At 33.6% G+C, this 8,508-nt stretch carries 8 protein-coding genes; 7 read left to right on the top strand and 1 reads right to left on the bottom strand.

The features are described 5' to 3' along the window. Positions 1-89: 89 nt before the first annotated feature. Positions 90-3,266, bottom strand: coding sequence for a carbamoyl-phosphate synthase large subunit (gene carB / locus RR643_RS10550; RefSeq protein WP_332483183.1), 3,177 nt, complete (start codon positions 3,264-3,266; stop codon positions 90-92). A 302-nt stretch (positions 3,267-3,568) separates the two neighbouring features. Here carB and RR643_RS10545 point away from each other — a divergent pair, with 302 nt between their 5' ends. The 7 genes from RR643_RS10545 to RR643_RS10515 all read left to right on the top strand — a co-directional run. Next, positions 3,569-4,183, top strand: a complete 615-nt coding sequence (locus tag RR643_RS10545) for an L-threonylcarbamoyladenylate synthase (RefSeq protein WP_332469445.1) — start codon at positions 3,569-3,571, stop codon at positions 4,181-4,183. Next, positions 4,180-5,394: a serine hydroxymethyltransferase gene (gene glyA, locus RR643_RS10540; RefSeq protein WP_332469444.1), complete on the top strand. Its 1,215-nt coding sequence runs from the start codon at positions 4,180-4,182 to the stop codon at positions 5,392-5,394. Before RR643_RS10545 ends, glyA begins: the two co-directional genes overlap by 4 nt. Positions 5,395-5,483: 89 nt before the next feature. Next, on the top strand, positions 5,484-6,518 hold the full coding sequence (locus RR643_RS10535; protein WP_332469443.1) for a PAS domain-containing protein: 1,035 nt from the start codon (positions 5,484-5,486) through the stop codon (positions 6,516-6,518). Between the two features lie 184 nt (positions 6,519-6,702). Further along, positions 6,703-7,323, top strand: coding sequence for a uracil phosphoribosyltransferase (gene upp / locus RR643_RS10530; protein ID WP_332469442.1), 621 nt, complete (start codon positions 6,703-6,705; stop codon positions 7,321-7,323). Then, a complete protein-coding gene (locus RR643_RS11720; protein WP_332618471.1) occupies positions 7,323-7,505 on the top strand; it encodes an AtpZ/AtpI family protein in 183 nt (60 codons plus the stop codon). The genes upp and RR643_RS11720 overlap by 1 nt, the downstream gene beginning before the upstream one ends. After that, positions 7,502-7,852: a hypothetical protein gene (locus RR643_RS10520; protein WP_332483182.1), complete on the top strand. Its 351-nt coding sequence runs from the start codon at positions 7,502-7,504 to the stop codon at positions 7,850-7,852. The genes RR643_RS11720 and RR643_RS10520 overlap by 4 nt, the downstream gene beginning before the upstream one ends. A 1-nt stretch (position 7,853) precedes the next feature. Then, a partial coding sequence (locus RR643_RS10515) for a F0F1 ATP synthase subunit A (RefSeq protein ID WP_332483181.1) occupies positions 7,854-8,508 on the top strand: 655 nt, incomplete at its 3' end.

Genomic DNA, 8,508 nt, shown 5'->3' with positions numbered 1-8,508 from the left:
GTCTTGCAGGATATCAATGGTAAAGATAGAATGTTGTTCGTTTATTTTAAATAAAACCACACAAAGTTAAACTTGTGTGGTTTCTTTTGTTATTGATTGATTGTGCTTACACCAACAGTTATTTCTTCTAATACATTTAGTAATACATTAACTGTGGAAAGTGATGTAAACATTGTAATACCATTCTCTACTGCAGTTCTACGAATGATTGCACCATCACATTGCGAATGATTGCTTTCGTGAGATACTGTGTTGATTACATAAGTGATATATCCTTTTTGCAATGAATCAATGATTTGATTTGACCCATCACTAATCTTTTCTTTAATACGTGTTTTAATACCGTTACGTTTTAAGAATTCAGCAGTACCATAAGTTGCTTCAATGTTGAATCCTAATTTATAGAAACGTTTAATAAGTGGTAATGCGGTATTCTTATCTTTATCTGATATAGTTACAAATACTGTTCCATAGTTACTCACAGTCATACCACTTGCTTGTAGTGCTTTATATAGAGCACGATTCAATTGGTCATCATAGCCAATAGCTTCACCAGTAGATTTCATTTCTGGAGATAAAACAGCATCTAGTCCAATGATTTTAGCAAATGAGAATGATGGCGCTTTTACATACCAACGAAGTCCCGTCGGTTGTACAAAAGTACCATAACCTTGACTCTTTAATGAATGTCCTAACATGACTTTAGTTGCGATGTTTGAAATAGGAATACCAGTTACTTTTGATAGGAATGGTACGGTTCTTGATGATCGTGGATTGACTTCAATGACAAATACATTTTCATTTTCATCAACTATAAATTGGATATTAAATAAACCTTTGATACCTAAGCCTAATCCAAGTTTATTCGTATAGTAAGTAATACAATCTTTGACTTTTGTGGATACAGACATTGTCGGGTAAACGCTAATTGAGTCTCCTGAGTGTACACCTGTTTCTTCTACATGTTCCATAATGCCGGGAATAAAGACATCCGTTCCATCACATATAGCGTCTATTTCTAATTCTTTTCCGACAATGTAATGATCAACTAATACGGGTTGATCTTCGTTCACCTGTACAGCAGTTTGTAGGTATGTTTTTAATTGCATATCATCGTTCACGATTTGCATTGCACGACCACCTAAAACATAACTAGGACGTACAAGCACAGGGTAACCAATTTGGTTCGCAACCTTTAACCCATCAGGAATGTTGTGTACTGCTTTACCATTGGGTTGTGGTATTTGTAACTGATTCATTATTTTTTCAAATGAGTCACGGTTCTCTGCTTTTTCAATGGCTTCCAAATCACTACCCAGAATTGATACGTGGCATTGTGTTAATTTATCTGCAAGGTTAACTGCGGTTTGACCACCTAATGTCACAATAACACCAAGAGGTTGTTCACAATCTATGATATTCATGACATCTTCTAATAAAAGCGGTTCAAAGTATAACTTATCTGCGATGGTATAATCTGTAGATAAGGTTTCAGGATTGTTGTTGATAATGATTGCTTCATAACCTAATTCTTTAATTGCCCATATCGCATGGACAGTTGAGTAATCAAATTCAACACCTTGTCCAATACGGATAGGACCACTACCAAGCACGATGACTTTTTGATTGGAAGAAATGCGGTTTTCATCTTCATTTGAATATGTTGAATAAAGGTACGGTACATAATTTTGTTTGTGTTTACAATTATCTACGATGCGGTAATTTGGATAAATATGATGTTGTTTTCTTAAGTTGTATACTTCGACATCACTCATATTCCAACAGTTTGCAATAAAACAATCTGCGATTGATAATATTTTTGCTTCTTTTAATACTTCTATACTACCAATTGAATTTTTAAGTTTTGATTCGAATTGTACAATGTTATTAATTTTATCGATGAAGAATTGCGTAATCTTTGTTGCATTTGCAATTTCTTGTGGTGTTGCGTGTTTACGTAAAGCTTCAAATAAGTCGAAGATTCGATCATCAGTAGGAGTTATAATGTAATTCAAGATATCATCTTTACTCATATCTTTAAATTTAGCTAGAGTTGGATAGGGTGAACCCACTTCAAGTCCACGTAAGGCTTTAAGTAAGGACTCTTCAATGGTGATACCTAAACTCATAACCTCACCTGTTGCCTTCATTTGAGTTGATAGTTTATTACTTGCGTTTTGAAATTTATCAAATGGGAAACGTGCAACCTTACAAACGATATAATCAATCGCAGGTTCATGAGATGCTGCAAGTCCACTAATATCAATTTCATCAAGTGTATATCCGACTGCAATTTTTGCAGTAACACGTGCAATAGGATAAGCGGTAGCTTTTGATGCTAGAGCACTAGAGCGACTTACACGAGGATTTACTTCAATTAAGTAATAGTTGCATGTGTTTGGTTCTAATGCGAATTGGACGTTACAACCACCTTCAATTTTAAGTTCTTGAATAATTTTTAATGCACTATTTTTTAAAATTGTATATTGTTCATTTGTTAAGGTTTGACAAGGTGCGAAAACAATTGAATCTCCCGTGTGTATACCAACTGGATCCATGTTTTCCATATCGCAAATTGCGATCGCTTTATTAGTACGATCACGCATAACTTCGAACTCAATTTCTTGATATCCCTTAATACTTTTTTCTACAAGTACTTGGTGCGTAGGACTAAGAGATAATGCGTGTTTCATAAGTTCAATGAACTCTACTTCTGTATCAACGAATCCACCGCCTGTACCTCCTAATGTAAAGGCAGGACGAAGAATTAGTGGATAACCAATTTCATTCGCAGCTTGTAAGCCTTCTTCAAGGTTGTTTGCGATTTGTGATGCGATAACAGGTTCATTGATAGAGATACACATGTCTTTGAAACATTCGCGGTCCTCAGCTTTTTGAATTGAGTCAATAGATGTACCTAAAATTTCTACTTGGCACTCATCAAGAATCCCTTTGGCATCTAGTTGCATTACTAGGTTTAATCCAGTTTGTCCGCCAAGCCCTGGTACAATGGCATCTGGTCTTTCCATACGGATAATCTTCGCAACATATTCTAATGTTAAGGGTTCCATATAGACTTTATCTGCCATGTTGGCATCCGTCATGATGGTCGCAGGATTTGAGTTGATTAATACAACTTCATATCCCTCTTCTTTTAATGCTAAACAAGCTTGCGTACCTGCATAATCAAATTCTGCAGCTTGACCGATGATAATAGGTCCTGAACCAATGACTAATACTTTTTTGATGTCTTCTCTTTTTGGCATAATTTTACCTCCCGTGTGCAATTAATTTTCCAAAAAAAAACCACTAACAATAGTTAATAGTTTTAGGAATAAAATATAAAAATGAATAACGGTTAAAATAAGAACAAGTTGAAATAGATTTAGTGTAAACATATCGCATGTTCATAAAATACCTCCCGTGTATTCTAGATTAATTTTAAAGATGTTTAAAAAAATTGCAAGTAATAATTCAATAACTTTTTCAACTTCTCTATAAAGTAATAAAATTGTAACGGGAATAAAGCAGAAATTATGCTAGAATAATTGTAATGTGAGGCGATAATATGAGCAAAGTGATTTCAACAAAAGATTGGAAGTATGCCAGTCAAATCGTTAAGGATGGTGGACTTATTGCTTTTGCAACCGATACAGTATATGGACTAGCTTGTCGTTATGATGATGAGATAGCACAAGAAAGACTAGTACATTGCAAAGGTAGACCAGAGGAGAAGCCATTTCCACTTGTTGTAGGTAATTTAAAACAACTAGAAACAATATGTGAGTTAGATGATCGATCCCGTAAGATATTTAATTTATTTTTACCCGGACCATTAACGTTAATATTAAAGAAGAAGGAAACAGTACCGGCGCGTGTTAATCATGGTAAGGATACATTAGCGATTCGTATGATTGATGGTGAAGGCATTCGTGAACTTTTACAAGATGTAGGAGTACCTTTATTTCTTACGAGTGCTAATCTATCAGGGGACCCTGTATGTATGAATGCAAATGAGGTAAATGATCGATTAGGCGATAAATTGGATTGTATCATTGATGGTCAGCATCGTGATGCACTCGCAAGTACGATTCTAGATTGTACACAAACTGAATTGGTTGTCTTAAGACAAGGACCAATTCAACTTGAAGAGATACTTACAAAATTGGAGGAAAACAAATGAAAGACTTAGAAATACTAGAAGCAGTAGAATTAGAAACTCAAAGACAAAGACATAATATTGAATTAATCGCATCAGAAAACTTTGTGTCAAAAGATGTGCGTGAAATGACAGGATCAATTCTAACTAATAAATATGCAGAAGGATATCCAGGTAAACGTTACTATGGTGGTTGTGTTGATGTAGATATCGTAGAAAACATTGCGAGAGATCGTCTATGCAAATTGTTTGATGCAGAACATGCAAATGTACAACCGCACTCAGGGTCACAAGCAAATATGGCTGTTTATATGTCAGTCTTAAATCCAGGGGATAAAGTATTGGGGATGGACTTGAGTAGTGGAGGACACTTGACTCATGGTCATAGCATGAATTTCTCAGGTAAACTATATGAATTTCATAGTTATGGTGTAAATAAAGAAACAGAAATGATTGATTATGAAGAAGTACTACGTATTGCAAAAGAAATAAAACCACAAATGATTGTGTGTGGTGCCAGTGCATATCCTCGTGAAATTGACTTCGCAAAGTTTAGAGAAATCGCAGATGAAGTGGGTGCATATCTTATGGTAGATATGGCTCATATAGCAGGACTAGTAGCGACAGGTCATCATATGTCACCGGTGCCTTATGCAGACTTTGTAACAAGTACAACACATAAAACACTTCGTGGACCTCGTGGTGGAATTATCCTATGCAAAGAAAAATATGCAGCTGTATTGGACAAGACTGTATTCCCAGGAATGCAAGGTGGACCATTAATGCATGTCATTGCAGCGAAAGCAGTTTGTTTTAATGAAGCATTTGAACCTTCATTTAAAGAATATATTGATCAAGTAGTCAAGAACTGTAAGGCAATGTCTGATGAATTAGTAAAAGAAGGATTTAGAATTGTAACAGGGGGAACGGATAACCATTTAATACTTGTAGATGTGAAATCAATTGGTATGACAGGTAAAGAAGCTGAACACCTATTGGATGAAATTAATATTACTTGTAATAAGAATACAATTCCTTTTGACACAGAAAAACCATTTGTAACAAGTGGAATTCGTTTGGGTACTGCGGCAATGACAACAAAAGGATTCAAAGAAGAAGAGTTTAAACAAGTTGCGCGTTGGATATCAGATGTATTGAAAAATCCAAGTGAAGAAAATATTAAAAAGATTAAACAAGAAGTTGTGGATTGTACAGAAAAATTTATATTTGAATAACTAGGTGAGAATCTAGTTTTTCTTCGTGAATTGGATATGAAAACATGGTATAGTAATACTATAAATTCACGTTGTGGAGGAAGTTTGTTATGCTGCAAAAACCAATTGTAAAAGTCGTTATAGTTTCAAAAACAAACGATTTAGAAAACAAATTAGATAATTTTAGTAATGATAAAGAAATGAAAGTAATTGTAATGACTTGTGAGTCATTTGATGATCAATTACTTAATGCTGGTGATTTGATTTTTATTGATGGTATTGTAGAAGATATTCAATCAATTAAAAATGAAGGAATTGTTAAAGGAAGATCATGTATTTTCTATGGTAGTAATGAGGATATAGAACGATTAAATGATGAATTAGATTTATTATCATATTTTGATGATTTGTGGTCAAAATCATCCAATGATACAGTGTTGTCATTTTGGTATAGTCAATTAATCAACAAGTTGAATACAAATAAGGATACTGAAAATACACATATATTTTTAAACGCGCTAATGAATAATACAGATGATTTTATTTGGATTAAAGACTTGCGAGGTGTCCATTTAAAAGTGAATGAATCTTTTGGTCGACTAGTGGATAAGAGTGTTAGTGAGTGTGTGGGTAGAGGACATTACTATATTTGGGATTTAGAACCAGATGAATATGCAGATGGTGAATATGTATGTCTTGAAACAGATGAAGAGGTTGTTAGAGTAAAAGAGAGAATGTTATTTGAAGAAAAAATAAAAGCGCACAATCAAACTTATTTACTAGAAACATATAAGTCTCCTTTAATCAATTCAAAGGGAGAATTAATAGGAACTGTAGGTTCTGCAAGAGATATAACAAGTGAAAGAAATTTATTAAAAATTATTGAAGAAATAATGAATACAAATTTAATAGGAATTTTAATTGCGGATAAAAATAAAACAGTGGACTACTGTAATCGATTGTTTGAAGAAACAATTGGTAAAACAAAACATGAAATCAAAGGAATGAAGATGGATGAAGTGGTTGGAATGCTTAAATCAACGAATGTAAGTATGACATCTCAAGAGTTGGACTTACATGATGTTTTTGGTGATGTTTTAGCGTTTGCATATTTGTTTAAAATTGATACTAAGGAGAATAAATAACAACGAGTTTTGTTAATTATTCTTTTTTATTTTTTATGAAAAGTTTTGTGAATCATACTAATTTATATCGTGAAAAATATAACTAGTGAAAAAAGATAAAATAGTCGCTTAAACCCGTTAGAATTATAGAAGTTTATAGATGGGAATGTTATAATGACAAGGAATGAGAGAAAGAGGGACAACCATGTTAAATGTATTGAATCATCCATTAATTACTCACAAGCTGGCGCAAATGAGAAAAGTCGAAACTGGAACTAAAGATTTCAGACAAAACCTTGATGAGATTGCAGGATTAATGGCGTATGAAATTTGTCGTGATTTACCTGTCAATGAAGTAATTGTTCAAACACCAGTATCTGAGTGCAAGACGTATGAATTATCTAAAGAAATCGTACTTGTGCCTATTCTTCGAGCAGGACTTGGACTAGTGAACGGAATTACTGATTTAATTCCTACTGCAAAAGTTGGATTTATTGGATTATATCGTGATGAAGAAACATTAATGCCTCATGAATATTTCGCTAAATTTCCAAGCACAATGCCGGATGCAGTTACAATGGTGTTAGATCCAATGTTAGCTACAGGTGGTAGTGCAATTGCAGCGATTGAAAATATTAAAAAAAGAGGTGCTAAACTAATTAAGTTAGTATGTCTTGTTGGAGCACCTGAAGGTGTTAAAGCAGTAGAAGAAGCTCATCCTGATGTTGATATTTATTTAGCAGCTCTTGATGAAAAATTAAATGAGAAGGGCTATATTGTTCCAGGTCTTGGAGATGCTGGAGATAGAATCTTCGGTACAAAATAATGAAACCCTTGGTTCAAGCGATTACGCTTGGAACAACTGTAATAGCCAATATAATATTTGGTACAGGATTGGGATACTTTCTTGATCGATGCTTTACAACAACACCGATATTTTTGATTACTGGAATATTATGTGGAACAGTAAGTGCATTCTTCATGCTATACAAAATGGTGGGAAAATGAATATAGAAATAAAAAGTACAATTAAACCTACGATGGTATTAAGTGGCATCATTATGGTAGTAGGTTTATTCTTCAATTATCGATTTAGTCTAGGTGTTTTATTGGGGACATCAGTTTCAGTTCTTCACTTAATGCGGTTAGAAGGAAATATTACGCAAGGTCTTGATAGTAAGAAAAAATTAGGTGGATGGATATTTATGTTTCTAACAGATTTAATTATGTTAGCAATTCCACTAATGCTTGCGGTGATGTTGCCACAAATATTTGATTTAATTGGAGCAGCAGTAGGATTACTTTTGAATAAATTTGTGATTTATGGAATGAATATTAGAAGAAAGGAGAGCTAGTATGGGAATTACGATAACCATTCAACGTGAAATCCCTTATATTATTGGTTTGGTAGTACTAATAAGTGGTGCTTGTGTTTGGATTGGTCATAAAATTAAAAATACAGATCCTTTAGAAAAACCAAAAGGAGTTGTTATGCTTGCCTGTTGGTTAGTAGAACTCATTGATAATACAGTAGGTAACACAGTTGATAAGAAACATGTTAAGCGATTAGCACCTTATATTGGTACAATTGCAATTTATATTTTCTTATCGAATATAAGTGGTTTGTTTGGTTTGTTTCCACCTACACAAAATTACAGTGTTACATTAACTTTAGCATTAATAACTTGGATAATGATCCAATATACATGTATTAAAGAAAATGGATTGGGATCATATTTACATGGCTACATTGAGCCATTTCCACTTTTTCTAGTACCCAATATCTTTGGTCGTATTGCTCCACTAATTTCAATGAGTTTGCGTTTATTCGGAAACATATTGAGTGGTGGAATTATTATGTCACTTGTTTATACATTTACAGGATTTATTTCCAGTATGGTTATAGGCTTGTTTGTATCTGATATAAGTGTGTTTAACTTTATAGGTCCATTTGTAGCACCGGTACTACATGCGTACTTTGATGTGTTCTCAGGATTTATACAAATGTTTA

It is taken from the genome of Anaerorhabdus sp. (genome assembly GCF_036637135.1).
Classification (GTDB): domain Bacteria; phylum Bacillota_I; class Bacilli_A; order Erysipelotrichales; family Erysipelotrichaceae; genus Anaerorhabdus.
This window is presented reverse-complemented; position numbering and strand designations above follow the sequence as displayed.

Bases quoted from the DNA above. Each gene is read 5' to 3' on its own strand.
- RR643_RS10520 (WP_332483182.1), top strand. From the start codon at position 7,502: ATGAATATAGAAATAAAAAGTACAATTAAACCTACGATGGTATTAAGT.
- RR643_RS11720 (WP_332618471.1), top strand. From the start codon at position 7,323: ATGAAACCCTTGGTTCAAGCGATTACGCTTGGAACAACTGTAATAGCC.
- carB (WP_332483183.1), bottom strand. From the start codon at position 3,266: ATGCCAAAAAGAGAAGACATCAAAAAAGTATTAGTCATTGGTTCAGGA.
- glyA (WP_332469444.1), top strand. From the start codon at position 4,180: ATGAAAGACTTAGAAATACTAGAAGCAGTAGAATTAGAAACTCAAAGA.
- RR643_RS10535 (WP_332469443.1), top strand. From the start codon at position 5,484: ATGCTGCAAAAACCAATTGTAAAAGTCGTTATAGTTTCAAAAACAAAC.
- upp (WP_332469442.1), top strand. From the start codon at position 6,703: ATGTTAAATGTATTGAATCATCCATTAATTACTCACAAGCTGGCGCAA.
- RR643_RS10545 (WP_332469445.1), top strand. From the start codon at position 3,569: ATGAGCAAAGTGATTTCAACAAAAGATTGGAAGTATGCCAGTCAAATC.